The 25,553-nt window shown below is 47.3% G+C and carries 30 protein-coding genes; 7 read left to right on the top strand and 23 right to left on the bottom strand.

Translation table 11 applies throughout. The features are described 5' to 3' along the window. Window positions 1-299: 299 nt before the first annotated feature. The 3 genes from HS100_18925 to HS100_18915 all read right to left on the bottom strand — a co-directional run bounded on the left by HS100_18925 (window position 300) and on the right by HS100_18915 (window position 2,712). The gene (locus HS100_18925) at window positions 300-1,223 is read right to left on the bottom strand and encodes an RHS repeat-associated core domain-containing protein (protein ID MBE7435998.1); all 924 of its coding nucleotides are present in this window, start codon (window positions 1,221-1,223) and stop codon (window positions 300-302) included. Between the two features lie 482 nt (window positions 1,224-1,705). Continuing rightward, entirely contained in the window at window positions 1,706-2,440 is a 735-nt protein-coding gene (locus tag HS100_18920) for a hypothetical protein (protein MBE7435997.1), read from the bottom strand. Next, a complete protein-coding gene (locus tag HS100_18915) occupies window positions 2,437-2,712 on the bottom strand; it encodes a hypothetical protein (GenBank protein ID MBE7435996.1) in 276 nt (91 codons plus the stop codon). Before HS100_18915 ends, HS100_18920 begins: the two co-directional genes overlap by 4 nt. 226 nt (window positions 2,713-2,938) lie before the next feature. On the opposite strand from HS100_18915, the gene HS100_18910 reads away from it, so the two are divergent. Then, window positions 2,939-3,463, top strand: coding sequence for a nucleotidyl transferase AbiEii/AbiGii toxin family protein (locus tag HS100_18910; protein ID MBE7435995.1), 525 nt, complete (start codon window positions 2,939-2,941; stop codon window positions 3,461-3,463). A gap of 177 nt (window positions 3,464-3,640) precedes the next feature. Here HS100_18910 and HS100_18905 read toward each other — a convergent pair whose 3' ends face one another. The 5 genes from HS100_18905 to HS100_18885 all read right to left on the bottom strand — a co-directional run bounded on the left by HS100_18905 (window position 3,641) and on the right by HS100_18885 (window position 6,515). Beyond that, complete coding sequence (locus HS100_18905) at window positions 3,641-3,961, bottom strand: hypothetical protein (protein ID MBE7435994.1); 321 nt, start codon at window positions 3,959-3,961, stop codon at window positions 3,641-3,643. Between the two features lie 11 nt (window positions 3,962-3,972). Further along, window positions 3,973-4,650, bottom strand: a complete 678-nt coding sequence (locus HS100_18900) for a hypothetical protein (GenBank protein MBE7435993.1) — start codon at window positions 4,648-4,650, stop codon at window positions 3,973-3,975. Window positions 4,651-4,800: 150 nt separating this feature from the next. Continuing rightward, window positions 4,801-5,004, bottom strand: coding sequence for a hypothetical protein (locus tag HS100_18895; GenBank protein MBE7435992.1), 204 nt, complete (start codon window positions 5,002-5,004; stop codon window positions 4,801-4,803). Between the two features lie 50 nt (window positions 5,005-5,054). Next, window positions 5,055-5,603 (bottom strand): hypothetical protein, encoded by a 549-nt coding sequence (locus HS100_18890; protein MBE7435991.1) that lies wholly within the window; start codon window positions 5,601-5,603, stop codon window positions 5,055-5,057. 18 nt (window positions 5,604-5,621) lie between these two features. After that, window positions 5,622-6,515 carry an RHS repeat-associated core domain-containing protein gene (locus HS100_18885; protein ID MBE7435990.1) on the bottom strand — a complete coding sequence of 298 codons (894 nt, stop codon included), beginning with the start codon at window positions 6,513-6,515 and terminating at the stop codon, window positions 5,622-5,624. A gap of 380 nt (window positions 6,516-6,895) precedes the next feature. Here HS100_18885 and HS100_18880 point away from each other — a divergent pair, with 380 nt between their 5' ends. Further along, window positions 6,896-7,120: a hypothetical protein gene (locus HS100_18880; protein MBE7435989.1), complete on the top strand. Its 225-nt coding sequence runs from the start codon at window positions 6,896-6,898 to the stop codon at window positions 7,118-7,120. Next, window positions 7,117-7,491, top strand: a complete 375-nt coding sequence (locus HS100_18875; GenBank protein ID MBE7435988.1) for a type II toxin-antitoxin system VapC family toxin — start codon at window positions 7,117-7,119, stop codon at window positions 7,489-7,491. Before HS100_18880 ends, HS100_18875 begins: the two co-directional genes overlap by 4 nt. 169 nt (window positions 7,492-7,660) lie before the next feature. Here HS100_18875 and HS100_18870 read toward each other — a convergent pair whose 3' ends face one another. The 15 genes from HS100_18870 to HS100_18800 form a co-directional block, all read right to left on the bottom strand. Next, window positions 7,661-7,891: a hypothetical protein gene (locus tag HS100_18870; protein ID MBE7435987.1), complete on the bottom strand. Its 231-nt coding sequence runs from the start codon at window positions 7,889-7,891 to the stop codon at window positions 7,661-7,663. 430 nt (window positions 7,892-8,321) lie between these two features. Then, on the bottom strand, window positions 8,322-9,038 hold the full coding sequence (locus HS100_18865) for a hypothetical protein (GenBank protein MBE7435986.1): 717 nt from the start codon (window positions 9,036-9,038) through the stop codon (window positions 8,322-8,324). After that, window positions 9,035-9,232, bottom strand: a complete 198-nt coding sequence (locus HS100_18860) for a hypothetical protein (protein ID MBE7435985.1) — start codon at window positions 9,230-9,232, stop codon at window positions 9,035-9,037. The genes HS100_18865 and HS100_18860 overlap by 4 nt, the downstream gene beginning before the upstream one ends. 57 nt (window positions 9,233-9,289) lie before the next feature. Continuing rightward, a complete protein-coding gene (locus tag HS100_18855) occupies window positions 9,290-9,445 on the bottom strand; it encodes a hypothetical protein (GenBank protein ID MBE7435984.1) in 156 nt (51 codons plus the stop codon). Window positions 9,446-9,466: 21 nt separating this feature from the next. Continuing rightward, on the bottom strand, window positions 9,467-9,769 hold the full coding sequence (locus HS100_18850) for a hypothetical protein (protein ID MBE7435983.1): 303 nt from the start codon (window positions 9,767-9,769) through the stop codon (window positions 9,467-9,469). 33 nt (window positions 9,770-9,802) lie between these two features. Further along, window positions 9,803-10,858 (bottom strand): hypothetical protein, encoded by a 1,056-nt coding sequence (locus tag HS100_18845; GenBank protein MBE7435982.1) that lies wholly within the window; start codon window positions 10,856-10,858, stop codon window positions 9,803-9,805. Window positions 10,859-11,006: 148 nt separating this feature from the next. Continuing rightward, window positions 11,007-11,780: a tetratricopeptide repeat protein gene (locus tag HS100_18840; GenBank protein ID MBE7435981.1), complete on the bottom strand. Its 774-nt coding sequence runs from the start codon at window positions 11,778-11,780 to the stop codon at window positions 11,007-11,009. Between the two features lie 8 nt (window positions 11,781-11,788). Beyond that, a complete protein-coding gene (locus HS100_18835; GenBank protein MBE7435980.1) occupies window positions 11,789-12,886 on the bottom strand; it encodes a hypothetical protein in 1,098 nt (365 codons plus the stop codon). Window positions 12,887-13,149: 263 nt separating this feature from the next. Next, a complete protein-coding gene (locus HS100_18830) occupies window positions 13,150-13,821 on the bottom strand; it encodes a hypothetical protein (protein MBE7435979.1) in 672 nt (223 codons plus the stop codon). Between the two features lie 20 nt (window positions 13,822-13,841). Next, complete coding sequence (locus tag HS100_18825; protein ID MBE7435978.1) at window positions 13,842-14,834, bottom strand: hypothetical protein; 993 nt, start codon at window positions 14,832-14,834, stop codon at window positions 13,842-13,844. Between the two features lie 9 nt (window positions 14,835-14,843). Beyond that, complete coding sequence (locus HS100_18820) at window positions 14,844-15,182, bottom strand: hypothetical protein (GenBank protein MBE7435977.1); 339 nt, start codon at window positions 15,180-15,182, stop codon at window positions 14,844-14,846. 7 nt (window positions 15,183-15,189) lie between these two features. Continuing rightward, window positions 15,190-16,134 carry an RHS repeat-associated core domain-containing protein gene (locus HS100_18815; protein MBE7435976.1) on the bottom strand — a complete coding sequence of 315 codons (945 nt, stop codon included), beginning with the start codon at window positions 16,132-16,134 and terminating at the stop codon, window positions 15,190-15,192. Between the two features lie 218 nt (window positions 16,135-16,352). Beyond that, window positions 16,353-17,171: a hypothetical protein gene (locus tag HS100_18810; protein MBE7435975.1), complete on the bottom strand. Its 819-nt coding sequence runs from the start codon at window positions 17,169-17,171 to the stop codon at window positions 16,353-16,355. Between the two features lie 17 nt (window positions 17,172-17,188). Continuing rightward, the gene (locus HS100_18805) at window positions 17,189-18,025 is read right to left on the bottom strand and encodes a hypothetical protein (protein MBE7435974.1); all 837 of its coding nucleotides are present in this window, start codon (window positions 18,023-18,025) and stop codon (window positions 17,189-17,191) included. A 332-nt stretch (window positions 18,026-18,357) separates the two neighbouring features. Further along, entirely contained in the window at window positions 18,358-19,305 is a 948-nt protein-coding gene (locus HS100_18800) for an RHS repeat-associated core domain-containing protein (protein MBE7435973.1), read from the bottom strand. 43 nt (window positions 19,306-19,348) lie between these two features. On the opposite strand from HS100_18800, the gene HS100_18795 reads away from it, so the two are divergent. The 4 genes from HS100_18795 (at window position 19,349) to HS100_18780 (ending at window position 25,503) form a co-directional block, all read left to right on the top strand. Then, the gene (locus HS100_18795) at window positions 19,349-20,644 is read left to right on the top strand and encodes a thymidine phosphorylase (protein ID MBE7435972.1); all 1,296 of its coding nucleotides are present in this window, start codon (window positions 19,349-19,351) and stop codon (window positions 20,642-20,644) included. 63 nt (window positions 20,645-20,707) lie between these two features. Beyond that, on the top strand, window positions 20,708-23,755 hold the full coding sequence (locus HS100_18790) for a tetratricopeptide repeat protein (GenBank protein MBE7435971.1): 3,048 nt from the start codon (window positions 20,708-20,710) through the stop codon (window positions 23,753-23,755). A 61-nt stretch (window positions 23,756-23,816) separates the two neighbouring features. Then, window positions 23,817-24,269 (top strand): nucleoside-diphosphate kinase, encoded by a 453-nt coding sequence (ndk, locus tag HS100_18785; GenBank protein MBE7435970.1) that lies wholly within the window; start codon window positions 23,817-23,819, stop codon window positions 24,267-24,269. Window positions 24,270-24,489: 220 nt separating this feature from the next. After that, window positions 24,490-25,503, top strand: a complete 1,014-nt coding sequence (locus tag HS100_18780; protein ID MBE7435969.1) for a hypothetical protein — start codon at window positions 24,490-24,492, stop codon at window positions 25,501-25,503. Window positions 25,504-25,553: the final 50 nt, after the last annotated feature.

Genomic DNA, 25,553 nt, shown 5'->3' with positions numbered 1-25,553 from the left:
CCTTTACCATTTTGGGGCTCATTTACTGAAAATGGTTGACGATTTCAGTTATCCATATCACGGTCAATAAGATTTCCCATATTGATAACCAGATAATATTTATAAACATCATAGTAATTTTTCTTTTAATTATCGTTGTTTTTTGTTTAGTCTTTTTTTGTGTTAACTCTTGTTGATTGTAGAGTAATCGCTTTACACAAAAAATAATCAACGCAATTCCTACTAACCAAAATCCTAGCAAAGTTAAATTTAATAAGAGGAAGTTGTTATCATATTTCATGTTTACCTGCATGTCCTATTTAGCGGAACGAATAATAAAATATATTAACGTATCCTTGAGCAGAATAATTTAATGAAGCACCAGCTCCTATTGCCGGTCCAATTGCCAGGCTTTGTGGATCACTTGCTCCAAAAGGCTTCTTAAATGCCGGCCATGAATAACCAGCTGTGATGCCATCAAACATTGCTGCCCCTCTACCTTGTATGCTTTGGCTGCCACCTTCGTAATTATTTACACCGTCTATATTAAATCCAACAATTCCGGCTACAGAAGGTATGATCCCACCCCCTAGACCTGGGGCAGGTCCTCCATGAACATACACCGCAAGTGACCTATCACCAATAAGATATAAAGCGTCAATACCATAAGCACTTTGAACAACATTGTAACCTGGGGAAACATTCCCAGAGACACCTATGGCGTTTAGTGTGTAATCGCCCCAAAATGATTGTGCAGCGCTGACTCCGGAATCTACCATTGCTGGAATAGAGTAAGGATTTTGCGGGTTGACTAAAGTTGAATAATCCATATCGCAGATATAGGACTCGATTACATATCCGCACATAGATTGAGGGGAGGGAAGAATATCGTTCATAGGAATATTCGGGTTACCGGAATCGGCTTCACTAACATAAATATCGCCTCCACCTCCTCCGCCAGCGGGGTTATTTGTTCCACTGCCACCTCCCGAAGGTGAATGATTAGGACAATAATCATCACTGTTCCTGTCATTTGAGCAAGTAAAATGCCCACTCGGGTCGACGTAATTCATCGGCGAGTTGTTGACGTAGGCGTAGCGGTCCAGTCCACCTGCCCCCGGCGGGACGATGCTATCCGCTTGGGCAAAGCGTCCCAGAGTGGGGTCGTACCATCTGGCATTGTAGTACATGAGACCGTATGATCCTGTGTAGGAGTATTGTCCTGTGTACGTATACGCCGTCAGCGACGGTCCGCTTTGGTGGCGGACTTCACCCCAAGCTTTGTCCCTACGGGAGGCTTCGCACTACTTCGTCTGCGAGAGGAGATTGCCGTTCTCGAAAGTGACGATGCTTGTGAAATCGAGGTATCCGAAGAACGTATAGTACTTTGATTTATTCTTCCCACTTCCAATATGGTGCAATGGAAGAGGCGGCGATCACAAAAGATATCAATATGGAGACGATCCAATAAAACACCCAATTTCTAATATTTCCATCAAATTCCCAAAGAAAATAACTCATGAATACGAGTAGGATGGCGCAAAAATCGACCCAAAATGTTCTCCTGATTGCATCGCGCCTATTTATTTGTTTTTTCAGGAACCTTTTAAACAATAGTAACGAATAGGCAAGCGATCCAAAAACACCAACAAAGGGTAGTATCATAAGACTTATTTGCACGTAATACATTCTAGTACTCCAGTGGGAAGGCAACTTGTAATATTAATCACGGCCAAATATTCAAGCCATCAGGGTAATGCGAATCCGTAAGGTATATTCTCCCAGGCGCAATATGAAGATCGAAAAGTTTTTCCCCTCCTGTTACACGATAATAATCATGAATCACCGCGACACCATTTAGAAATGTATCGCCAAATGGTTCTGAGTAAAACCCTCCCGCACCGGCAAATGTTCCAGCTATAACCGTGTCTGAGCTTATTGTAAATTCTGATTTTGCTGAAGAATAGTTAGTATTACCTGTTATTAGCACATCGTTAGCAAGTGTGAGTCCGAAAGTAAAAGTTCCTATTCTTCCTTCAATTTCGTTTGCAATCTTATACCCTTGCATAACAGTACCAAGCCCGATTGGTCCCCCTGCAATTGAAGACACCGCTAGTGCTGCAAAGACTCCGGTCCCAACAAATGCAACTCCATCAAGAACAAACACGGTTACACCAACTGTATTACTAATTGTTTGACAGGATGAATGGGTAAGCGTTTGTTCGCATAGTGGAATTGGTTTATCTGATTTAGTAATTCCTGCTCCAAGCTCAGGACCATCACCAATATCACCCCCTTGGCTTTCATCGTCTGAATTGCCCAATCTCGGATTCCATTTTGGACCTTGTAATCCAGGCTTGTGTTTCGGGTTTGACCCTCCATTGCAATTGCCTGCCATTCCAACATCACTATCTCCATCACTTTCCACGCAAATGTGACCTGATGGGTCAGTGTAATTCATCGGCGAGTTGTTGACGTACGCGTACCGATCCAGTCCACCTGCCCCCATGAAATGGGGTGCACCCCCGGCGGGACGATGCTGTCCGCTTGGGCAAAGCGTCCCCGGGCGGGGTCATACCAGCGAGCGTTCTCCGCTCGCCGCGATGCGGCTCGGGATGCTTCGCGATAGTACATCAAACCGAACGATCCTGTATAGGAGTATTGTCCCATGTAGGTGTAGTTGGTGGGACTTGTCCCTGAATTGTGCTTATAGAGTAATTGTAACGCACCCATCCCTTTCGAATCATCCTTTTGAGCTATCTCTCCTTTTTTATTAATTTGCAGGCAGTATAATTTCCGAGTGATGACACATTATCACGTGCCACCTTCCATTGCACGGATCGCGCCGGATGGCAATCTATCTGCGCGGCAGAAGCGGCATTTCATGATCGAGATGTTGAAACGCCGTGTACGAGCGGGTACAGGGAGTGGCGTCGATTTCATTTTGCGGAGGACAGCGATGAACGCATGGCCCGATCTACGCCCGATCTTGAAGGGGTTGGATTGGCTTGTGGTTGACGGAGTTGCAACCCGTAACTACATGCCTGAACGAATGACAAGGGATCTGGATTTTCTCGTTCGTGAAAGAGACTCTGAGGCTGTTATAGCAAAGCTGGAAGCGGCTGGATATAAACTCGAAGCTCAACTTTCAATCCCGGGTGTGTTAATGTTCTCTCCCGATGGTGTGGAAGTGGATATTTTGTTTGGGAATGCTCCCTGGCTCGAAGAAGCGATGAAAAATGTTTCAACAGACCCGGCAGGGTACCCAACAATTGCCTTGCCCTATTTGATCTTATTGAAAATGGACGCCCAACGTGCCCAGGACTGGGCGGATGTTTCTCGAATGTTGGGATGGGCAAGCGATGCTGATTTGGAAAAAGTTCGTGAAGCCTTTCGGGTATATGCGCCGCAAGATGTGGAAGATTTGGAATCGCTGATCTTTATTGGTAAGAAGGAAAGAGAAACATCTGATTCTGAAAAATAAATATCTGCAAACCAAGCAGGCACCCTCCCCATTTGGGGAGGGACGGGGAGAGGTCACAGGGACAGCCGAGGAGAGGCTGTCCATTTTTTGTTGCCATGCCAGACCTGATAGGCGTCGCGTGGCACCGTGGCGATATCTCACTCGTTTCTCGCCTCACATCATCCTACACCGACTTGATTAAGATGTATTCTTACTAGATCGTTTTACTTGTTTTTTATCTTTTTTGAGCCACCACCACGTACCATGCTTAAGGGTTTCTCTAATATCATTTCTTAGTCCAGCAAGGATAGAAAGCAATATTATCAAGCCAAATATCCACCAGGATACATCCGGCGCCACAAACGGCTTAAGCAAAACCAATGAAGATACTCCTAAAAAAATAATTTTTTTTGAGTCTCGTACTACTCCTGATTTTTGTAACCAATTGTTTATTAATAGTCCCAAGAAGTTGAAAACAAGAAACGATGCAAGTAAAATAGCAATTTGATCATTATCCATTTTTTATCCTTTTAACATCCATAGTATGTATCACAATAAGGACCTGTGGGGGGACCTGCTAATAATTGTGGCACACGGTAATACCCATTCGAAATCTCGTCAATGACAGAGTATGTTGATGCGGCAATTGAAAAAGCCGGATGAATACCTGCGGTAGTTACCAAGGTGCCTTTTATATCACCTTCTTGCGAACTCTTTAATAAGGATAGCCCTGTATGTTCTATTGTTGAATAAACAACAATTTCCCTGCCTAATTTGATGGCATTACGAATCGATTCAATACCGACCACACTAAGTACAAGCCCAACATATTCCCAGGCTAGCTTAGTTGAATCTATTCTAGCAGGGTCAAAAACCGTCTTGTATGGACGATAAGGACTGCAACCTTGCTCTGGACAAGCATAAATTGGAATAGACAAAGTTTCCTCAATTTCCAGTGTCATAGAATTAGCGAAGTCAGGTGCGATTATGGGTGGCAAACCTACAAAAGGTAATTCAGGGGTCCCATTACCTCCACCATCCACATTACCTCCACCATTCACATTGCCTGACTTTGGATTCCATTTTGGACCTTGTAATCCGGGCTTATATTTTGGGTTAGAACCACCATGACAATTCCCTGCCATACCAGCATCACTATCGCCATCACTTTCCACGCAAATGTGACCAGAAGGATCAGTGTAATTCATCGGCGAGTTGTTGACGTAGGCATACCGGTCCAATCCACCTGCCCCCATGAAATGGGGGTGCACGCCGGGTGGGATGATACTGTCCGCTTGGGAGAAACGTCCCAGAGAGGGGTCTTACCAGCGGGCGTTGTCCCTACGGGAGGCTTCGCACTAATACATCAAGTCGAACGAGCCTGTGTAGGAATATTGTCCAGTATACGAATACTCCGTCAGCGACGGTCCGCTTTGGAGGCGGACTTCTCCCCAGGCTTTGTATTTCGTCTGCGATATGAGATTGCCGTTTTCAAAAGTTATGATGCTGGTCGAGCCGAGGTGATCACCGAGCATGTAGTACAGTGTACCGCCTTTTCGCATTGCGATGTGCTGAGACCCGGCAAAGTAGTATTTGAAGACGACTCCATCGGTTACTTTTCAAATTTGCCGTAAATAGCGTGTAATATATTTATGGATATGTTGATCAAGATAAATAATAATGCAAATGTTAATATATAAGGTAGTTGAACCCTAAATAATTTTAGAATGATTAATAACGTTGCGCTAGATGCGAGAGAGACTATAAATTTGTAACCATAGAGAAACGCAAGAACTTTCATATGAATTTGGCTGGTCTGATTAGCGGCTAAATTTTCATTATCGTTACTTCTTCCAAATTTCGACCAAAATTCCGCTAGCTCAAAAGGGCTAATTGCAGACACTCGAGCAAAATAACCAATAATTAGACTAAAAATAAAAAATATCGGCAGGAAATTTTTCGCTAATGGTTCTGTGATCCACCACGATAAGAACAAACTAAATGTTCCCGCTGAAGCAATTAACATAGCGTACCACCCGAGCTTATTTCTCTCTCCTTGCAACCTTGGGATTTGCCAAAGCGCGATGTAAGTGTATGTTATCCACAAAGAAACCCCAAAAAGCAACATTCCAATGAAAATGATCTTCAACGTTGTAGTCATAGATATCGTCCTAACATTTCATCTTTCATAGCTAACATAATCGTACCAACTTAACGAATCGAAGAAGTCTGAGCCATTTTCGTGGCCTATGTGATATTGGTATAACCCCCATATCGGTTTTTTTCCTTGTAACCTTTGAATATCGTAATACACTGTTGCGATGTTTGCTGTTAGGTCAGTAGCGGCTTCTGGAGTTAGAGGAGTGTTGCCCAACGCAATACTTGTTAATGCAAATGTTGTATCAGGCCCCAATGTCAACTCTGTCGATGGTTTTCCTGAAGAAGGGCTCTTTTTGATCTCGATGGTTGTTTGATTTGTTATTACATCTGCTGTGGCAACCATACCCAAAGACCACAGCCCAAGGGTGTTTTCAACAGGGTTCATGAATTTATTGTAAAACTTCATGGCCCCGCGAGCGCCAATAGCCCCGTCGATTCCTGGCAAAGGAGTTAGACTTTCACCAAAGATTAATCCTGCTCCTTCCAAGATTGTTCCTGCAAAACTTATTGTCCCTGCCAAAATATCGAGACCAGTCGCTCCGGAACTCAGAATAGAAGCAAACTTATCAGCCATGGATTCCTCTGGTGTCCTCCCCCTCGTCCACCCACTGGGCCTGCCCATCAGCCCGCGCTTGTAATTGGGATTCGACTTCCCGCCGCAATTCCCTGCCATTCCAACATCACTATCTCCATCGCTTTCCACGCAAATATGCCCGCTCGGGTCGACATAATTCACCGGCGAATTGTTGACGTAGGCATAGCGGTCCAGTCCCTGCACGCCGGGTGGGATGATACTGTCCGCTTGGGCAAAGCGTCCCAGAGAGGGGTCGTACCAGCGGGCGTTGTAGAACATCAAGCCGAAATCTTGGGTGTAGGAGTATTGTCCCGTGTAGGTGTAGTTTGTGGGAATCACGCCAGAAGTATAGCGCACTTCGCCCCAGGCTTTGTCCCTACGGGAGGCTTCGCACTACTTGGTCTGCGAAACGAGGTTGCCGTTTTCAAAAGTTATGATGCCCGTCGAACCAAGGTGATCGGAGAGCATGTAGTACAGTGTACCGTTTTTTCGCATCGCGATGCGAGTCGCGCCGGCAAAGCCTGCACTGAGCTTGTCGAAGTGTAATATTTGGTGACGACTCCATCGGTCACTTCGGTGTGTCCGCCCACGAATAGGGTTGTTGTCGAACCGAGGTTGGTCGTGATGACCGATTTCACGCGTCTGCCGTCGCTGTCCCTTCGATAAACTTAGGATACAAATCCGGCATCGTGTATAATCATAACGGAACCGAGGTAGAAATGGAACAGATTACCATTCAAGTCAAAAGCAGGCAAAAGGCGCGGGCGTTGATTGATTTTCTCAAGTCGTTGGATTTCATCGAGGAGGTGAGCGCCAGCCTTTCCTCCAATCAAACCGATGTCAGGATGAATGAATCCGAGTTCTTTGCCCTTGCCGGGATCTGGTCGGGACGCGATGTGACCCTTGACCTAATCCGCTCGCAAGCCTGGCCTGCCCGCTCATGATCCTCTGCGACACCAATATCCTGATCGAGTTCTATCGAAATAATCCAGACGTGGTTTCAGTCATGCGGGGAATCGGGCTTTCCAATCTTGCCGTCAGCGTCATTACAGTTGGCGAACTTTATTACGGCGCAAGGGATCAGCGCGAGTTGACGAAGCTCAAAAAGCATCTTGCCAGCCTGAATCAAATTGCGGTGGACGAAGAAACTTCTGACATCACTCTCACCCTTTTGGAAAGCTATGCTCTTAGCCATCGTTTGAGTTTGCCAGATGCCATTATCGCGGCAACGGCTTTGCGGCATTCGATTGAGCTTTACACTCTAAACCTCAAGGATTTCCGGTACATTGACGGGCTTTCCATTTATAAACCATAGGCAGGCATTAGCGAAATAGCGGAAGAGACGGTTCTTTGACCGTCTCTTTTTGATTGCCCGCCAGACCCACGGACTTGACATCCGTTTCGCCAGCCTGTCCCGGAGACCCGTCAGGTCTTAGGTATTCCCAAGGTGATCAGGGGTAGCGAGTAGTGAGTAGTGCCTTGTCTCACATCGTCCCCTTGTGGATGGCGATGCGTTGAGTCCCGGCGAAATAATATTTGGTGACGACTCCGTCTGTCACTTCGTAGTGTGCACCTACAAAGAGAGTCGTTGTCGCACCGAGATTGGTCGTGAGGACAGATTTCACACGCTTGCCGTCGCCATCGTAAGTGAATTGGGCAGAGGAGAAGACTCCGCTCGGCGGATCGGTGGGGATGGGCGGGTTGTTCCAAGTCACCGTGTTTTCCTGCCAGGAATTTTCGAGGATTTGGCGGAAATCGCCCCCCGAAATTGTGCAAGCGAGTTTCGTTATCTGCTCCTATCTTGATTTGTTATTCTTCATTTTTATTTTTATTACCCCTTAATCTCTTTTCAAAGAATGAAAGATTGTAGTATTTTATTGCCCAAAAAATACTAAAAATAACAATAAAGCCGAATAGGCAAATCCCACTCGAAAATGCTAATGTAGGTTTGTATATCACGCCCGCCCCCCAGGCGCTTAACGTAAAGAGCAAAAAACTCGTATAAGTAAATATTAATCCCTTTCGGGTAATCATTCCTTTTCGAGCATAGAAGAACGCCGAAATAAGAGTGATTATTAAAGTAAGAAGTACAAGTATTTTTATGAATGAAAATATAGTTTCCTTGTTCATGTCTGCACCAATTTCTTATCTGCGTAACGAAAGCCGAATTGGAAGTGATATTCTTATCAATGTAGTAGCTTGGATGTCGCCAGATCGTCTGCCTTCGTCATACAACAGCTGATTGTAAGAAACCCAAGCGTCAAAATTGGCCTCAGGTACAAGCCCGCCTAAGCCGTTTCCAACGGCAACAACCGAGTCTTGCCCTATGCCGATATTAATCTCATCCTTACCAAAATCTATGTAAGATGTTTCGCTGGTAAAAAAGTCATCCAATATAGTAGCAACTGCGGACGTACCGCCTGAAATATTTTCGATTACCCCGACTGGCGAGTAGGTTGTTATGAGGTAATCCATTAGCAACGCGTCGCCTATTGCCGGTACACAACCAGCGCCTGTTGAGCATCCTCCGGCGATGATAATTGCCATCATCGTGTCGGCGACAATCAGATTCGCAATTGAGGAATAAGCCCCCACGATATCGGAGTAGTAAGCGATATCAGAAAATAGCGTAAACTCATTCCCTTTTGCATTTTGTGGGTAGCTACATGAAGAGCAAATAGAACTGCCATCAGAATCATCAGCGTCACTGGATGTGCCTCCCCTCGTCCACCCGCTGGGACTGCCCATCAGCCCGCCCTTGTAATTGGGATTCGACTTCCCGCTGCAATTCCCCGCCATTCCAACATCACTATCTCCATCACTTTCCACGCAAATGTGACCTGATGGGTCAGTGTAATTCATCGGCGAGTTGTTGACGTAGGCATACCGGTCCAAACCACCTGCCCCATGAAATGGGGGTGCACCCCCGGCGGGACGATGCTGTCCGCTTGGGTGAAGCGTCCCAGTGCGGGGTCGTACCATCTGGCATTGTAGTACATCAAGCCGAAGTCCGCGGTGTAGGAGTATTGTCCCGTAAAAGTATACTCCGTCAGCAACGGTCCGCTTTGGTGGCGGACTTCACCCCAAGCTTTGTCCCTACGGGAGGCTTCGCACTACTTGGTCTGCGAGAGGAGGTTGCCGTTCTCAAAAGTCACAATGCCCGTCGAACCGAGGTGATCGGAGAGCATGTAGTACAGTGTACCCGCTTTTCTCATCGCGATACGAGTCCCACCGGCGAAGTAGTATTTGGTGACGACTCCATCGGTCACTTCGTAATCTACCCCTTGTTGTTAATTCCTTCCAGTCAAAAATGATGCTATAAAGGCAAAAGCAACTAAAGATGCTAATGGAATAGAGACAAAAAAGAAAAACACCCAATGCGTAATATTCCAATCAGCCTGCCATATATAAGTGGCAAGAAGGATAGCCATGACGCTACAAAAAATCACGATGAATGTTTTCTTTATTGCTTCACCTTTTGTTAAACGTTTTGCCCAAAATTGAAAAAGGAGAAACAGCGAATAAATAAGGCATAAAAAAGCGCTAATTAGAAAAATAATCGAAAAGCCTATCTTCATATAATAGAAATCCATTGCGACCTTCCTTCGCATCCTTAATAATTATATTTAGTGTCCATACTCATGATACCCATCAACAGCCCACCAGCCCAACCCTATATGAAATTCAAAAACAGGATCATTGCCAAGTAGGCGATATGAATCATAAGTCAATGCTGCCCCATTTATCAATGTATCCCCATAAGGTTCTGGGTCTAAACCACCAGAGGCAGCGAATATGACCGATAGGGCCACATCAGAACTAACAACGAGTTGAGGTATGGGGGTAAAAGTAAAATAGCTATCGCCGGTTACTGCAAAATCATTTACCAAAGTAAGAACAGCTGCCGTACCACCCATCCAGCCTTCTGCGCCATTTGCTATTGCATAAGCCTCGGCGATGCTTACTGGTCCAGCGGGTCCTACGCCAGCGCTTATTGGAAGCATTACTCCCAGTATTCCTGTTCCAATAGTTGCTACGAAGTCTAAAGTAAAAACTGCTGTGCTTAATACACCGCTAGTCTGTTGGCAAGTGGATGATGAAATTAGCTGCTCACATGGTGGAATTGGTTTATTTGATTTTGTAGTTCCTGCTTCAAGCCCTGCCCCACCACCAATATCACCTCCTTGGCTTTCATCATCTGAATTGCCCAATCTCGGATTCCATTTTGGACCTTGTAATCCAGGCTTGTGTTTCGGGTTTGACCCTCCATTGCAATTGCCTGCCATTCCAACATCACTATCTCCATCACTTTCCACGCAAATGTGACCTGATGGGTCAGTGTAATTCATCGGCGAGTTGTTGACGTAGGCATACCGGTCCAATCCACCTGCCCCCATGAAATGGGGGTGCACCCCCGGCGGGACGATACTGTCCGCTTGAGCGAAGCGTCCCAGTGCGGGGTCGTACCATCTGGCATTGTAGTACATCAAGCCGAAGTCCGCGGTGTAGGAGTATTGTCCCGTAAAAGTATACTCCGTCAGCAACGGTCCGCTTTGGTGGCGGACGTCTCCCCAAGCCTTGTAATTCGTCTGCGAGACGACCTGTCCCGAAGCGTCGGTGACGATGCTGGTCGAGCCGAGATGATCAGAGAGTAGATAGTAGAGAGTAGCGCCTTGTCTCATGGCGATGCGTTGAGTCCCGGCGAAGCCTGCACTGAGCGAAGCCGAAGTGTAGTACTTTACCTGTGTACATGTATACGTTTCGACAACCTCATAATGCGCGTTGACGAATTTGGTGGAGATAGCGTTGATACAAGATGAAAGTACAGCTTTATGTATTGTTGATATAGCCGTAAATCAGCGCAGCTATGATTGTCAGCAGAATTGCGTACCCAAAGCCAAACAAGCCCTGCTTCCATTTCTTCATTAATATCAAGCGTATACCTACCAACAATGAATAAGTTGCGTAAATAACCGACGGCAATAAGAGGTAATCGTTTCGTAAAAAAAATGCGGTTGCCGTAATCAGGACCAACAGTATTCCGAATGAAGAAGCATGCGTCTCATGAAATGCCGACAGGACTCGAATAGCCGTTGTTACGGATGGAGAAATCAAGAAAACTTTCTTAAATTGATCCAGAGACTCCCTTATATTACCCGCAAGGCTGAAAGCGTATGCCAGATTCGTACGGGCGACTACATCCAGCGGATTTATTTTCACCGCTTCTGTAAATGCATTTATCGCTCCTTCTTGGTCTTTATCTACCAGAAGCATGATACCGTAACAAGTCAAGACATCGGCTGAAACGGGGTCCAGTTTATATGCCTCTTGTGCTATGTATCTGAAAGATTCAAAATCGTTTTTACTGTAATAGGCGTATGCCATAACAACATGAGGCAGGGAAAGATTGGGGTTTAGTTCTATAGCCTTTTTGCTTTCGGTTATGGCTTCGTCGTGCGCTCGCATTCGAAGTAAGGCTTGGGCTAATCCCTGACGGACTAAAGCGTTCCCTGGTTCCTCGATCACAATGGACCGATAGATCTTTAGCGCCTGTCTGTACCTCCCGGTTTTGAGGGCGTTTTCTGCAATGGTTAACTTATTCATCAAACCTCCTAACAATTAAACCCTGGCACGCATTGTGGTCGCCCTTGCTGAATTATTTTCCCAAACAATGGAATCACTGCTGGTACCCGTGATACAACATAGATTGCCACTGGCGCTACTGCCAGAGCTGTATTATCCGGTCGCGCTACAATCTCAATTCCGAGCGTATAGGTAGCAGCGACATTTTGATTGGTGACCGAATAATCTGCGTTCACGTCAAATCCCCAAGGTGCTAAGGGGTTGCCTATATTTACACCAAGCACAGAACCTAATGCCCCAATACTAGATGATCCCGTTTGGAAAATGAAATTATCCGATCCCATTTCAAATTGTCCGTTTGAAATTGTCGTCGGACCAATGGTCATAGAGCTATTGTTTTGAAACGTGAATTCTACATCGCCGTAAAGCCTCGAGCCGCTGAAGAAGGGAAAACCGGGTGTTTGGACTAAAGTAAAGCCTGCTGGCGTTTGCACTGACCAATTAAATGCACTATAAACATCTTGAATTGCCTGGGTAAACAAATTGGGTTGCTGTGCAGGCGGAACGCCAATGCCATTCGGATTACAAACCGAGCTTGAACATACGGGGACAGGATTACTCCCGCTTCCCTCCTCAGGCTCACCACCTCCACCCGCCCACCCGCTGGGACTTGGCGTCACCTGCCCATTCCAGTTGGGATTTGGATACCCGCCGCAATCTCCAGCCATTGCCACTTCATCGTCCGTCCCCTGGTTGTTGACGCAAATATGCCCACTGGGATCAACAAAATTGACTGGCGAGTTGTTGACGTAGGCATACCGGTCCAATCCACCTGCCCCCATGAAATGGGGGTGCACGCCGGGTGGGATGATACTGTCCGCTTGGGCGAAACGTCCCAGAGAGGGGTCGTACCAGCGGGCGTTGTAATACATGAGACCGAAATCTGCGGTGTAGGAATATTGTCCAGTATACGAATACTCCGTCAGCGACGGTCCGCTTTGGAGGCGGACTTCTCCCCAGGCTTTGTATTTCGTCTGCGATATGAGATTGCCGTTTTCAAAAGTCACCGTACTCGTACTTCCCAAATGATCTGAGAGTAAATAGTAAAGGGTTCCGTTCTCGCGCATGGCGATTCTTTGTGAGTCTGCATAATAGTACTTTGTAATACTGGAACCGGTCATTTCGTAGTAGCTGCCGACGAAGTACGTGGTGGTTGAACCGAGATTGGTCGTGATGACTGATTTTACCCTCTTGCCGTCGCCGTCGTAGGTGAATTGGGCGGAGGAGAAGAGGCCGCTCGGCGGATTGGTTGGGATGAATAGTAGGAACTAGGGCGAATCAAAATTTTTGAATAATGAAAGGAGATGCATGCGAGAAAGTTTATTATGCATTACTTTTGGGAAAAGTATCTCTCTTCAATGTCGCCGTATCCAGCCCAATTATATTGTATGTCAACAATTGGCAAGTCAATATTTCCCATTGAAAACCAGCCTCTTTCGAGTAATTCATGATATAAACTTGGTGAAAAGTAGGTCACCCATTTCAAATCCGTCTCTGGTTTTATTTCCAGCTGAGAAGATTCTTGAAGTTCTATCGTTGCATATCCAAAAGAAATGCCCTTCGTGGGAAGAACGCCACTTATCCAAAGCCCGCCAAAGGGATTGGCCTGAATCATAACCAGTTCTGGTTCATCAGTTTTATTGATCATTTCTCCCAAAGTAATATCAATATCTCCAGTAAAATTAATAACCACTACATTATCAGAAATTATTCTTGTTTCAATATATACAGATTGACTCTTCGATAAAGATGAATCGCTGGAGACATTGAATATCACCCCGTCATCATATCCATCCCATGGTCCCGTCACTCCAATTTCACCCTGATTAACATTTGGTAGTTCCGATAATATTTCAAGCAATCTTTCTTTTGAAGTCTCGCCGGGTACAATTCCTTTCCAGCAAGGAGGAGTGCAATTAGAATCAGTTATTACGTTTTTAGACGTTAAATTTAATGTGCAACTTGAAACCAGGAACAAAATCACTATGTATGTTTTTTTCATTTTTTAATCCTTGAGAAATCTCATGGCAGATTCGATGCTTGTAAAGAAATAACGACATCAAGCCATGCCCCCACCAGGCTTTGCGGCAACTTTTCCTGGCCGTAAATATTCCAGGAGAACGACTCGGCAAAGTATTCTCCCGTTGAGTTATTACCATAGCCTTGATGTACGCTCTGACTCCATCGGTAATTTGCTGGGATGTAAGGATCGCTCAAAAAACTCAATTTGCCAGATAGATCAAATCTTACAATTCCTGGTTCAGCTCCGATAAAATCTGCCAACATATCCCCTGCACCACCAACGCAACCCGGTCCTACATAGCCGCTAGATGCACAATCCAAATGATGTGCAAGCTCATGAGCAAATAATTGGTGCGGATCCCAACCGCCATTATTTGTTTTATCTGTCCATTTACCATTTAAAAAAGTGACACCACCATCAGGTACAGACGCAAGTGGTGTACCTGCAGGATAAGATTGATTATTAGGCAAAGTGTAATCATGAGTTATTGTTATGCCACCCAAATATTCAAGAATCCAGTCTTGACCTCTTCCGCCCGTCAACCCATTCACATAGGCTACAATATCTTGCCCTGTTTGGTAAATTATTTGCAATTCTTCAAGTGAAAAATCTGATGCAATATTCCAATCAAATTCATTTTTGATTGTCTTGCGCCAAAATTCAGGTTTGCTCGTACATTTCGGACCATCGTCCCAATTCACGCCTTCACAGGTTACATGCCCACTCGGGTCGACATAATTCATCGGCGAGTTGTTGACGTAGGCGTAGCGGTCCAGTCCACCTGCCCCCATGAATTGGGGGTGCACCCCCGGCGGGACGATGCTATCCGCTTGGGCAAAGCGTCCCAGGGCGGGGTCGTACCAGCGGGCGTTGTAGAACATCAAGCCAAACGATCCTGTGTAGGAGTATTGTCCCGTAAAAGTATACTCCGTCAGCGACGGTCCGCTTTGGAGACGGACTTCGCCCTCATGAGATCTGAATCGTTTCAGAATTTATTGGTATCACTTTTGTGTAAAGGATTTTATGTAAAGCTCTCCCAGTATGATCAATGTGAAGATTATACCGATAAAAATGATAATCCCGGCCTTTGAAATTACTATTTCGTTCCAATAAACAGCAAGACATAACCATCCAAAAATAAATATCACCCCAGCAATCATTAGAACAAGCATTAGCATCGGCATCCATTTTAATGGGCTGTTTTCCTTTCCGGCGTTTGAGGTCAGTTCCTTTATTAATTCTATTCTTTTCTTTATGCCGGTCCCGATGCCGAAAATAAGGATTAAAGGCAACAGGCATATTATCAATAATGCAATTGGATTATCAATTGATATATTCATTGTTCCTCTATCTTGGAAGGTAAATACTAAACTCCAAATTTCCGTACGTTGGGATGATCGGTTGATCTAAAAATGGACTCCTTGTCACATCATAAGCCAAAACTGCCGCATCAATCACTGTGGAAGAATATGGATCCCTTCGTGTCCATCCAGCAACATTTGTAGAAACAGCAGCTATGGTATCTTGACCTACCGAAACCGTATACACGAATTGGTTTTCTTGGGCGTTCAATGTTGCCGTGTTTTCGCCAAGTAAATAGTCATTTGTTATCCATAAAGACATTGCTGCTGTGCTCACTGTGTTTATGTAAAGAGAGTCAATTTGATAAGCAGCAAGTGCGGGACCTGCCATACCCGGAATGGCACTTAACCCTGTGAAAACGAAGGCATCAAAAGCATTTCTTCCGAATGCGTACGCATCAAGGAGAGTAGCAAAAACGGATATGCCTTTTGCGAATGATAAGCATTGGCTATTGCAGTTTTCGTGGCCGATAATGTAATAAAGCTCATCCCCGATTTGCGGGCTATTTTGATAACAAGAATTGGAAGTACAAGCAGGCCCTGCTTGAAATGGCGAAACTATCTCGCCGCCTCCTTGATTTTCATTTCTCGAAATCCCCAACCTCGGATTCCATTTTGGACCCTGCAATCCCGGTTTGTATTTAGGATTTGAACCTCCATGGCAATTTCCTGCCATTCCAACATCGCTATCTCCATCGCTTTCCACACAAATATGCCCGCTGGGATCGATGTAGTTCATCGGCGAGTTGTTCACGTACGCATACCGATCCAATCCACCTGCCCCCATGAAATGGGGGCGCACCCCCGGCGGGACGATGCTGTCCGCTTGGGCAAAACGTCCCAGAGAGGGATCGTACCAGCGGGCATTGTAGAACATCAAGCCGAATGATCCTGTGTAGGAGTATTGTCCCGTATAAGTATACTCCGTCAGCGACGGTCCGTTTTGGTGGCGGACGTCTCCCCAGGCTTTGTCCCTACGGGAGGCTTCGCACTACTTGGTCTGCGAGAGGAGATTGCCGTTTTCAAAAGTCACAATGCTGGTCGAGCCGAGGCTTGTGCTGAGCATGGTCGAAGCATGGTCTCCGAGCAGGTAGTAGAACATGCTGTTCTCCTTCATCACAAACTGCAGATGTAATATTCAAAAAAATCTTACTTATAAAACATACTTAGATCAAAATCAAAACAGGTGTCTTCTTGGTTTCCTGACAGCATCTCAGAAAATTCTATTAATGATAGATTGGAAATTTGCTCTATTGAGTACATAAAAGCTAATGGTGTGTTAAGCGAATCTCCAATAGACATATCGAACCCTCCTATTTTGTTCTTGGCTAATGGACAAGCATGTAAAGTTGCATCTGGGCGATAAGCGTTATCTTCGCCTGAATACAGAATGTACAGTGAAATATTGTGATAAGAAAAAAGCATTTGATAACTAATAAATCCATTCTGCCCTTCTCCAAACCCAACTTCGATTTTTGTAGGTTTCCCGTATTTTTGTATTATTTGATTTGGTGTAAATGGCGCCCAGTCAGACAGAGTAATGTTGTTTTGCTGTAATCCTCTGATTGATACGTTAATTGTTTTTACTAAATCATTTTCTTCAAGAATAACTGCTCCAATAGATAATTTGTTTTCCACTAGGTAAGTGATATTAAAATATTTTCCAAAGTCGTACGTTCCTAATAATCCGCCTTTTCCTAACGAATCAAGAAACATCACTGAATTATCAAATGTGCTCTCATTTGGAATAATCCCCCAAAAACATAGATCGGCGCATAAACCGTTTGTTTTCATCAAGTCAGATATTTTTTCAGTAGATATTTCTGTACTTGATGTTGGCGATGCTGTAAAAAACGGTGTGTTAGTTAATACTACAGGTGCCTGGTTTGTAGTTGCAACTGAGTTTTGTGGAAAACAACTAACAGCAGATAAACAAAAAAATATAGTTACGATATAGGCTTTTCTCATTTTGTCCTTTCCTTGTGTTAAGGTGTGTTCGTAAACGCACTAATAACCCAATTTTGTCTGGCAACGCCGTACTGATAATTCGGATTAGTTGGATCGGTTATAAGATTACCCGCAACATAATTTGTAACGAGGTCCGCAAATTCTTCATCCGCGTTATTACCACTAGCGCACCAATCAGGTCGTTCGGAACAGTTGTATGAAGCAGTATGTTGCTCTGCTTCTACTGATATACCAGTGGGATCTTGTATTATTTGATTTTCATATCCAAGAGAATTTCTTGAATATCCTATATCAGGACCACCCATTACGAATATTCCGCTTGATGTATATATTTTTTCAGATCGCAAGAGGTCAGTAAAATAATTACCACTTCTAATGTTTATTGAATGAGCAACTTCATGATAAATATTTTGAAATGGGATATTCCCATATGACCAAAAGGAAATATTGCCATTACTGGTATTTGTTCTTCCTCCGTAATGATTTGAGTCATAGGTAAAACTATAGGTAGTGCCATTTGTATATTCCCTGATACTTCCTGGAAGCGCATCATTCAAATTAGATAAGGAATCATATAGATTTCCAAGATTCCGCATACTCCAGTTACCCTCTAATGTGATACCAAAACGCTGTTTAATTAACATTGAATATTGTTTCTTATAATCTTTACCAGCAATTAAGCAATCATCGGGATCATCATCCATTGCACAATGCCCACTCGGGTCGACGTAATTAAGCGGCGAATTGTTGACGTAAGCGTATCTATCTAACCCCTGCACGCCGGGTGGGATGATACTGTCCGCTTGGGCGAAACGTCCCAGGGCGGGGTCGTACCAGCGGGCGTTGTAGAACATCAAGCCGAAGTTTGCGATATAGTGACATTATTCAAATTAATACTTGGCAATCAATCCTGAGATTTTTTTGCCCAATACATATCCATTCGGTACACTCCCAATGTAGAACCTGTTAACAATATCAAAGCGAACCAATGGATAGCTAGATCGGGCATCCAAATACGTTTTATAAAGGTCAGAACTACACAAAAGATTATTGTTAGCAAGGAACGGTTAGGTGCTAAATTTTTATTCTTAAGCCAATAACCTAAAAGTACCCCTGGGATGGAAAATAATATGCCAATCCCAAAAGAAGTTATTGTAATATTAATTATTTGTAATAAAGTCATTATTTACCTTCCTATCGGTGGTATGTATGGAATTTCATAGAATCCGGCAGAGATATCCCGAATTACTGATGCCCCTGACGCTACAGTTCCAATAGGAGGTCTAACAAACCCGCCCACTGAAAGCCAACCGCCAGTGTTATCGCCACTATTGAATGAGTAAAATCCGGAGGCTGCTCCAAAGCCTTGTGAAGCTAGGTTTACCGGAATAGCATACTCAGGAACTACAATTAATGCGGCAACACCTAATGTAAAACTTGCGCTATCTAATCCTGTGCTTGTCCAGTCTATGCGTGAAGGATCAAACATAGTTACTTGGATATCATTATGAAGATCGTAAAACTCATAAAGTTTATCAGGCTCAGTTAATATATCGCATCCACTACCTGGTGAATCCTCACATCGATTTTGCCAATAATCGTGACGAATGTTATAGAAGTCCATGTAATTACCAGGATTATGTAAGTAAGGATCCTTTTTTATATCGTAGCCAGAGTGAGATTTCATGTAGATTTCTATTGCCGAAGATAACTCTTGAAAAAGCGAAGAGCCTCTATCATCGAGTTGCTCGCCATCACCGAATCTTTTATAAAGGTTTATTAATTCTCCTGGTGTTTCTCCATGCGTTGTGCTATTTCTCCATTGTCCTCCTTCGCAATCTTCCTTGTTTTGGTTATTTATATAATCGCAATACATATGCCCACTCGAGTCGACGTAATTCATCGGCGAGTTGTTGACGTAGGCGTAGCGGTCCAGTCCCTGCACCCCCGGCGGGACGGTGGTGTCCGCTTGGGCAAATCTTCCCAAAGCCGGGTCATACCATCTCGCATTATAGTACATGAGACCGAACGATCCTGTGTAGGAATATTGTCCCGTGTACGTGTATTCCGTCAGCGACGGTCCGCTTTGGTGGCGGACTTCGGTTATCGTTAAGGCGAAAATCTTATCTGACAAAATACGTTACAATACCCATGCCTGACTATAAAAGGAGATTTCGATGCGCGCAGTGGATATCATCATCAAAAAACGCGATAAAGGACAATTGACGGCGGAAGAGATCGATTTCTTTGTGCGCGGGTTTACGAACGGGGAGATTCCCGATTACCAGGCGTCCGCCTTTGCCATGGCTGTCATGCTCAACGGCATGACGAACCGCGAGACCACCGACCTCACCCTTTCCATGGCGCATTCCGGGCAGGTGCTCGACCTCTCCAAAGTTGTGGACATCGCCGTGGACAAACACTCTTCGGGCGGCGTGGGTGATAAAACCAGCATCGCCGTATTGCCGATCGTGGCGGCATGCGGCTTGCCCGCGGGCAAGATGTCCGGGCGCGGATTGGGGTTCAGCGGAGGCACGCTCGACAAGCTCGAATCCATCCCCGGTTATCGCGTCGATTTGACCACCGACGAATTTCTCGAACAATTGAAAGAAAAGGGCATCGTGTTGACCGGTCAGACTCTCGACCTTGCGCCTGCGGACGGAAAGATGTATGCGCTTCGCGACGTGACCGGAACGGTTCCATCCATGCCGCTGATCGCTTCCTCGATTATGTGCAAGAAGATCGCGGCTGGGGCACAGGCGATTGTCCTGGATGTCAAAGTGGGCTTGGGTGCGTTCATGGAGAACCTCGAGCGCGGTCGTGAACTTGCGCATCTCATGGTGGATATCGGGCGGCTGGCGGGACGCGAGACGGTGGCTCTGCTTTCCGATATGAACCAGCCTCTCGGCTCAGCGGTGGGAAATTCCCTCGAAACGATCGAAGCCATCGAAACCCTGTGCGGTCGCGGCCCCGCCGATTTTGTGGAGCACTGTCTGCATGTTGCGGCGCATGTGCTCGTGCTTGGAAGGCGCGCAAAAGATCTGGAAGCAGGCCGGGCACTCGCTCAAAAATCCATCGCCGAAGGGACCGCCCTGGAAAAATTGCGCCTGCTTGTGTCCGCCCAGGGCGGCGATTCCTCTTTTGTGGACGATACCTCGAAGTTCGAGAGGGCAAAATTCATCGAGGCGGTCAAGGCTCCCCGAAGCGGATTCGTATCCCAGGTCAACGCAAGAACCGTGGGCGAGGCTTCCGTCGCTTTGGGGGCGGGGAGAGCCAAAAAAGGCGATCCCATCGACCACGCTGTCGGTTTCCTCGTCTTCAAAAAGGTCGGGGATTCGGTTCGGGCGGGCGAGGCGCTCTGTGAGATTCATGCCAACGACGGGGAAAAACTCAAGGATGCGCGTGAGGCGATCCTCTCTGCGTATCGATACAGCGATGAATCCGTACCGCCGTTACCGCTGTTTTACGAGTAAAATATAGTCAGTCGCCTTGCGATTTTCATTGGAATCAGGCATACTTAATCATAGGAAAAGGTAATGGCAAAAGTATCGTTGCGAATCTACAACCGCGAGATCGAACGCCTCATCGAACAGGGGCAGACGAACGAGGCGATTGCCCATTGCCGCCACATCCTCAAAACGTTTCCCAAACATCTCGAAACCTACCGGCTGCTCGGCAAGGCATACCTTGAGTCTCGTCGTTACGCCGAAGCGGTGGATATTTTCGGGCGCTTGCTCATGGCTGTCCCCGATGATTTTGTGGCGCACGTCGGCTTGAGTATCATCCGCGATGAGGAGAATAAGCTAGACGACGCCATCTGGCACATGGAACGAGCTTCCGAGGTGCAGTCATCCAATCCGGCGATTCAAGCGGAATTGCAGCGGCTCTATGGTCGGCGCGATGGAATGGAACCTCCCAAGGTCCGTATGACGCGCGGCGCGCTCGCGCGTATTTACGTGCATGGCGAATTATATCCGCAGGCCATTGCCGAGATCCGCGCCGTGCTCGCCTCTGACCCGCAGCGGGTGGATATGCAGCTGCTTCTGGCTTATTCATATTACAAGAGCGGTCAACGCGCCGATGCCGCTGATATCTGCAACCAGTTGATCAAGCGATACGCCTACACTTTCGACGCGAACCGCATCCTGGTGGACCTGCTTCCCGCCTCGGGTGGGGTGGAGAGCACCCAGGTCTATCGCCTGCATGTTGCCGAAATGGATCCATATGCCAATTTTGTAAAAGGTTCCATCTTCGAAATGGCTGACGTTCCTGACGCCTCCGTGAATCTGGACCGGCTCGAATATACCGGCGAAGAAGTGCAGATGGGACAGGAATGGAACAACGCATCCATCGGATTTCCATCCGTGCCTCCTCTCGGCGCCGGGACCGCCGTTGTCGAAGAGCAACCCGAGTGGCTTCGTTCTTCCGCGATGGAGGAATCGCCTCAGGATTCAGCCGCATCTGCATCTCCACCCCAGCCTGATGAAAGCATCCCGGACTTTTTACGCGCTGCCGGTTGGGGTGCATCAAGCGGACCCGAACAGCCAGCATCCATTTTTGATGAAACGCCGGATGAAGAGGGACTTGTACAAGCGGATATCCCCGAGTGGCTAAAATCACAGACCCCCCCAAGCTCCGCACCGGTAGCCGCGGAACCCTCGCTGGGGATCGAAACGCCTGATTATTTAACCAACCTTGATCCTGGCTTCGATCCTTTCGCGGGCGCAGCCAAACCCGCAGGTGACGTCCCCGACTGGTTGAAAGCGGAAGGCGAGTCTTCTAATGAGGTTTCGCCAGCTCAATCTGCCGAGCCCATTGGTGATGTCCCGGATTGGTTGAAGGGTGTCAGTGATGTGCCACAACCTGAGCCTACTCCTTCCACCGAGGAATCACCGGACTGGCTTTCAAGCTTGGGCGCGATGTCTGCAGTGACGTCTGAACCACAGAGCGAAGAACCCATCATTGAACCCGGAAACATCCCGGATTGGTTGAAATCGAGTGAACCGGCGAATGAGCCATCCGCTTCAGTTGAAACTCTCGGTTCCACAATGCAAGAGCAGGATGATGCGGTGGCATGGCTCGAATCGCTTGCCGCAAAACACGGAGCGAAGCCCGAGGAGCTTGTCACCGATCCACAAAAACGCAGCGAGACTCCGCCCGAATGGGTCGCACAAGCCCAGAACATCGGCGCGCAGCCTTCCGAGCAAATTCCGCCGCCAGGTGTCGAAACCCTCGGTTCGACCTCGCAGGAACAGGATGATGCGGTGGCCTGGCTCGAATCGCTTGCCGCGAAACACGGAGCGAAGCCCGAAGAACTTGTCACCGACCCAAATAAACGCAGCGACACTCCGCCCGAATGGGTCGCGCAAGCCCAGAACATCGGCTCGCAGCCTTCCGCCGAGCCTGAACCTGTCAAGTCGGAATGGAGCGAGAACGCGCAGAATGTCGGTGAGGAATTCTTTGCTGATTTCGAAAAGGCATCTGCTGCCGAATCTTCCGCTTCGTTGCCTGCAGAGGATGAAACCAGCCTGTGGTTAAAGAATCTTGAGGCCCTGAAAGACGAGCCAATGGAATTATCAGGGTCTTCATCAGGAGTACCCGATTGGATGAAAGCCGATGAGAGCCAGCCGGAGGAGAAGGGAACCATTCCGGATTGGCTGGGCGAATCCGAGTCTGTGGGTGAAACCCCACAGCGGCCGCTTGACACATCCAGCCTGCCGGATTGGCTTGGCGGCTTGGACAAACCCGAGCCTTCCGCCATTGAATCAGAAGAGAGCCTTGTGAAGAACCAGGATCTCACCGACTGGTTGAGCGGATTGGATAACGAGCCGGGCTTGGATATTGATCCCGAAACCCTGCGCGCTCCCAAACCACCGCTTGAATCACGATATCCGGCGCGAGAACCTGTTCCAACCTCTTCGGGTTTGCCAAGCTGGATGGAAGCCGGGGAAGAACCGGAGGAAGAATCCTGGACGCCTCCCTCCTCACCGGAACCTGAATCTGTTACTCTAAGCGCGGAATTACCCGACTGGCTTAAAGGCGTCGATGAAGAGGAATTTGCAACTGATCTGGCTGGCGGGGAGTTGCCTCCCTGGTCGCACCGTGAGCAATGGGAAGCGGAAGGCGGTGCTCTCACTCCTCCAAAGCCGACCTCGCCTTCAGACTGGCATCCCATCTCGACTTCGCAGGAAGCAGAGCCGGTTGGCGCACCGCGTACAGGACAGAAACTGGTGCAAAACCCGCCATCCCCTGAACCGTCCGAACCTGCCGGGAAAAGGAAATCGTTCCAAAAACAAGGTTTGCCGCGCGGACGCAAATCTGAAGGTCAGGCTTCTGTCAGCACGCTGAATCTTGCCAAGGCCGAGTTGGACCGGGGCGATATCCCCGAAGCGCTGATGCATTTTGGTAAATTGATCAAGAAAGGCAAGCATCTTGAAGAGGTGATCGGCAATCTGTCCGAATCGCTCTACCGGTACCCGGTGGAGGTGGGCATCTGGCAGACACTGGGAGACGCCTATATGCGGGCGAACCGGTTGAAAGAAGCTCTGGATGCCTATAACAAAGCGGAAGAGTTGATAAGATAAAGATAACCTGACAGGTCTCGAAGACCTGTCAGGTTTTATATTCATTTTTTGGAGGAACTCAGTGGAAAGAACGCTAGTACTTGTAAAGCCCGACGGCGTCCAGCGTGGATTGATCGGTGAGGTGATCGCCCGTCTCGAACGCCGCGGTCTTCGCCTGGTGGCTGCGAAATTTATCGAGGTCGGTTTGTCGTTGGCTGAAACTCATTATGCAGAACACAAAGGTAAACCTTTCTACGATGGTTTGATCTCTTACATCACCTCTGCGCCTGTGATGGCGATGGTATGGGAAGGTCCGAATGCCGTAGCCGCTGTCAGGCAGACGGTCGGCTCGACCAAACCGGTCGAAGCCGCGCCCGGCACCATCCGTCACGACTTCGCCCTCGAAGTTGGGCGAAACCTCATCCACGCATCAGACAAACCGGAGACAGGCGAGCGCGAAGTTGCGCTCTGGTTTAATAAAGAGGAATTGGTGGATTGGAAGCGTGATGTGGACCGTTGGATATTCGAGAAATAACGTCGAAATAATTCAGTCAATTTGAACCAAAATGGTTCATAACAGTCTCTTCGAAAATTGTTGAAGAGACTGTTTGTTTTCTACAGAAAGAATCAGTTTTGAAGAAACTCACAAAAAATGGATGACTAATTGCGTTAACTGATTGATTTCGATTGGGTGGTTATATAATGATTCTAGGCAGGAAATCGAATTTTCCCTCTATTTGAAAGGAGGAATCACCATGACACTTGGTATGAAATGGCGTTTGGCTGTGCTGACGCTCCTGACCGCGACTCTGGCATGCAACATCCCCGGTTCGACGGGCGGCGAATACCCGATGGAGGAAACCCGGGTGGCGCTGGCGATCCAGCAAACCAGTCTGGCGATCCAGCGGGCGACATTGAACGCTGATGATTCTGCGGAAATCCTGCCTCCACCTGCCGCAACATATACTCCTTATCCGACCTATACCCCCGAAACTGTAATAGGGGTCGGACCGGGACCAATAGGACCAGTGGGAAATCCGACCCCGGAGGTGATCGATATGGACGCAAACATCAAGGGTTCGAATATCCTGATCTTCGAAGACGCGGCGGGCGACCCGTCTCTTGCGCCCGTAGTTGCCCAAACCGTCCGTGCCATGAACTTCTCCGGTGGCAGGGTTATCAATACCGGGGATGCGATGGGAAGATTCCGCGAATACGCCAATTCCGCCACCAAGTGGGATTTGATCATAGTCGCCGCCGAGGTGCGCTCCGGTTTCAGCGGCGAGCTGTTCGAGTTGCTATACGACCACATTGATAACGGCGGCGCGGTGATCATCGAGGTCTGGTATTTGGACCAGGTCGCCCGCGGCAAGATCGCGCCAATTCTCTCTGATTGCGGCGTGGGATTCTTCCGGGACTGGGAGCGTGATTTCGATTACGACCCCTATAAGTATTCGATCTTCTGGCTGGATACGTCTCATCCGCTTTTGTCCACGCCGAACACCGTTAGAGCCCCTTCGTATCCCTACCCGGTCTGGTTTGGCGATGCAGGCGACCTGCTCGATTTGGCTCCGGGCGGGGATGGCGTTTTGGTCGGCGGACTTTACCAGGACCGAAAATCGGATTACGGTGTGCTCGCCTCCTGCCTTGACGGGCGGATGGTGATTCAGACTTTTTCATCACATGATTACGATTGGGAACTGGTCCAGCCGCTTTGGGAAAATTACATCACCTATACACTCATTAATCACTACGAGTATGAACAATGACAGGCGGATAAAAAAATAAACCCGCAGGCCGAAGAGCCTGCGGGTTTTCG

The sequence above is a fragment of the Anaerolineales bacterium genome, from assembly GCA_015075725.1.
Taxonomy (GTDB): Bacteria; Chloroflexota; Anaerolineae; order Anaerolineales; family Villigracilaceae; genus Villigracilis.
The sequence above is the reverse complement of the archived record's forward strand: the minus strand, read 5'-3'. Positions and strand labels throughout refer to the sequence as shown.

What these genes read in the sequence shown, in the direction of transcription:
- HS100_18920 (MBE7435997.1), bottom strand. Translation starts at nt 2,440, where the DNA reads ATGAATTACACTGACCCATCAGGTCACATTTGCGTGGAAAGTGATGGA.
- HS100_18915 (MBE7435996.1), bottom strand. Translation starts at nt 2,712, where the DNA reads ATGGGTGCGTTACAATTACTCTATAAGCACAATTCAGGGACAAGTCCC.
- HS100_18910 (MBE7435995.1), top strand. Translation starts at nt 2,939, where the DNA reads ATGAACGCATGGCCCGATCTACGCCCGATCTTGAAGGGGTTGGATTGG.
- HS100_18905 (MBE7435994.1), bottom strand. Translation starts at nt 3,961, where the DNA reads ATGGATAATGATCAAATTGCTATTTTACTTGCATCGTTTCTTGTTTTC.
- HS100_18900 (MBE7435993.1), bottom strand. Translation starts at nt 4,650, where the DNA reads ATGAATTACACTGATCCTTCTGGTCACATTTGCGTGGAAAGTGATGGC.
- HS100_18895 (MBE7435992.1), bottom strand. Translation starts at nt 5,004, where the DNA reads ATGCGAAAAGGCGGTACACTGTACTACATGCTCGGTGATCACCTCGGC.
- HS100_18890 (MBE7435991.1), bottom strand. Translation starts at nt 5,603, where the DNA reads ATGACTACAACGTTGAAGATCATTTTCATTGGAATGTTGCTTTTTGGG.
- HS100_18880 (MBE7435989.1), top strand. Translation starts at nt 6,896, where the DNA reads ATGGAACAGATTACCATTCAAGTCAAAAGCAGGCAAAAGGCGCGGGCG.
- HS100_18875 (MBE7435988.1), top strand. Translation starts at nt 7,117, where the DNA reads ATGATCCTCTGCGACACCAATATCCTGATCGAGTTCTATCGAAATAAT.
- HS100_18865 (MBE7435986.1), bottom strand. Translation starts at nt 9,038, where the DNA reads ATGAATTACACTGACCCATCAGGTCACATTTGCGTGGAAAGTGATGGA.
- HS100_18850 (MBE7435983.1), bottom strand. Translation starts at nt 9,769, where the DNA reads ATGGATTTCTATTATATGAAGATAGGCTTTTCGATTATTTTTCTAATT.
- HS100_18845 (MBE7435982.1), bottom strand. Translation starts at nt 10,858, where the DNA reads ATGAGACAAGGCGCTACTCTCTACTATCTACTCTCTGATCATCTCGGC.
- HS100_18840 (MBE7435981.1), bottom strand. Translation starts at nt 11,780, where the DNA reads ATGAATAAGTTAACCATTGCAGAAAACGCCCTCAAAACCGGGAGGTAC.
- HS100_18835 (MBE7435980.1), bottom strand. Translation starts at nt 12,886, where the DNA reads ATGCGCGAGAACGGAACCCTTTACTATTTACTCTCAGATCATTTGGGA.
- HS100_18830 (MBE7435979.1), bottom strand. Translation starts at nt 13,821, where the DNA reads ATGAAAAAAACATACATAGTGATTTTGTTCCTGGTTTCAAGTTGCACA.
- HS100_18820 (MBE7435977.1), bottom strand. Translation starts at nt 15,182, where the DNA reads ATGAATATATCAATTGATAATCCAATTGCATTATTGATAATATGCCTG.
- HS100_18810 (MBE7435975.1), bottom strand. Translation starts at nt 17,171, where the DNA reads ATGAGAAAAGCCTATATCGTAACTATATTTTTTTGTTTATCTGCTGTT.
- HS100_18805 (MBE7435974.1), bottom strand. Translation starts at nt 18,025, where the DNA reads ATGTTCTACAACGCCCGCTGGTACGACCCCGCCCTGGGACGTTTCGCC.
- HS100_18795 (MBE7435972.1), top strand. Translation starts at nt 19,349, where the DNA reads ATGCGCGCAGTGGATATCATCATCAAAAAACGCGATAAAGGACAATTG.
- HS100_18790 (MBE7435971.1), top strand. Translation starts at nt 20,708, where the DNA reads ATGGCAAAAGTATCGTTGCGAATCTACAACCGCGAGATCGAACGCCTC.
- HS100_18780 (MBE7435969.1), top strand. Translation starts at nt 24,490, where the DNA reads ATGACACTTGGTATGAAATGGCGTTTGGCTGTGCTGACGCTCCTGACC.